The sequence below is a fragment of the Mesorhizobium sp. M2A.F.Ca.ET.037.01.1.1 genome (genome assembly GCF_003998075.1).
Classification (GTDB): Bacteria; Pseudomonadota; Alphaproteobacteria; order Rhizobiales; family Rhizobiaceae; genus Mesorhizobium.
Map to the genome: position 1 here is coordinate 1 of NZ_RZSA01001303.1, position 1,494 is coordinate 1,494.

General features: G+C 65.3%; 3 protein-coding genes. 1 reads left to right on the plus strand and 2 read right to left on the minus strand.

What is annotated here, in order from left to right; all coding sequences use genetic code 11:
- Positions 1 to 523, minus strand: a 523-nt coding sequence (locus tag EOA27_RS36165; protein ID WP_145970820.1) for an iron-sulfur cluster assembly protein, incomplete at its 3' end; no start/stop codon positions are given.
- A 201-nt stretch (positions 524 to 724) separates the two neighbouring features.
- On the opposite strand from EOA27_RS36165, the gene EOA27_RS36170 reads away from it, so the two are divergent.
- Positions 725 to 1,102 carry a VOC family protein gene (locus EOA27_RS36170; RefSeq protein WP_126083591.1) on the plus strand — a complete coding sequence of 126 codons (378 nt, stop codon included), beginning with the start codon at positions 725 to 727 and terminating at the stop codon, positions 1,100 to 1,102.
- 22 nt (positions 1,103 to 1,124) lie between these two features.
- On the opposite strand, the gene EOA27_RS36175 is transcribed toward EOA27_RS36170, so the two are convergent.
- Positions 1,125 to 1,494, minus strand: a 370-nt coding sequence (locus tag EOA27_RS36175) for an inorganic phosphate transporter (protein WP_145970821.1), incomplete at its 5' end; no start/stop codon positions are given.

Below are 1,494 nucleotides of genomic sequence, written 5' to 3' on the forward strand. Positions count from 1 at the left end.
GCCTGGGCATAGACGGGCCGTAGATATCGGCATCGAGCACGCCGACCTTCAGCCCATTGGCGGCGAGGCCAAGCGCCAGGTTGACGGCGGTGGTCGACTTGCCGACGCCGCCCTTGCCGGAAGCGACGGCGATGATGGCGTCGATGCCGGGCACGCCGCGCCTGCCGTGGCTGTGCGAAGCCGGCGCCTGTGGCGCGGGACGCTGTGACGGCTGCGGGGCTGCGGGCCTCGGCGCTGCCGGGCGCGCCGGAACCGGCGCTTCCATGCCGCCGCCCTTCTTCTCCGCCGTGAGCGCGACGACGGCGCTGGCGACGCCGGGGATGGCCTTTACCGCGCGCTCGGCCGCGGCGCGCAGCGGCTCCAGCTCCTGGGCCCGGGCGGCGGGAACGGTGATCGAGAAGAACACTTTGGAATCGGCGATGAAGATCTCCGAAACCATGCCCAGGTCGACGATGTTGCCGGTGAAGTCCGGCCCGTTCACCGTCTTCAGGCGCTCGACGACGGATTCCTTGGTGACGGTCATTGATCTTTCCTCGGGACTTTGGCGTTCCAGATAGTGCAGTTTCCCGCCAGAACCAAGCCGTGGCGCAATCGCTCAGCCGGCGTGCCCCGGAAAGCGACGGATGATGTCGGATCTGCCAATCGGCATTCGAGCCCTGTCATGGCCAAACGAGCCGCCCGCGCTATCTCCCTTGCCATCACGACAAGCGTGAAGGAGATCGTCATGCTCGAAAACAGCAATGCGACAGCCAATCTCGCGGTGAAAGACCTGGAAAAGGCCAAGGCGTTCTACGAGGGAATGCTCGGCCTCAAACAGGTCGACGACATGGGCGGCGAACTCGTCGTCTATAAAAGCGGAGACACGCTCATCAACGTCTACCATTCGCAATTTGCCGGCACCAACAAGGCAACGGCGGTGACGTGGACGGTCGGCGACCGGATCGAGCCGATCGTCAAGTCGCTGCGGGCGAAAGGCGTCAGCTTCGAGCACTACGATATGCCCGGGCTGACGCTGGAGGGCGACATCCATATCGGCTACGGGATGAAAGTCGCCTGGTTCAGGGATCCTGATGGCAACATCCTGAACCTGGTGTACAAGTAGCCCCGCTACGAGTTGAGGCCGATCATCCGGCCAACCGTGTGACGAGGTAGGTCAACGCCGAGATAGCCGCTGTCGCCGGCAGGGTGATCACCCAGGCGACGACGATGTTGCCGGCAATGCCCCAGCGCACGGCAGAGACGCGGCGGGCGGCGCCCACGCCGATGATGGCGCCGGTGATGGTGTGGGTGGTCGAGACCGGAACACCGAGCCAGGTGGCGGCGAAAAGCGTGATGGCGCCGCCGGTCTCAGCGCAAAAACCCTGCATTGGGTTCAGCCGCGTGATCTTCGATCCCATCGTGTGCACGATGCGCCAGCCGCCGAGCAGCGTGCCCAGGGCCAGCGCCGACTGGCAGGTGAGGACCACCCACAGCGGCACGTAGAAGCTCTGGCCG

Coding starts and splice junctions, on each gene's coding strand:
- EOA27_RS36170 (WP_126083591.1), top strand. CDS start 725: ATGCTCGAAAACAGCAATGCGACAGCCAATCTCGCGGTGAAAGACCTG.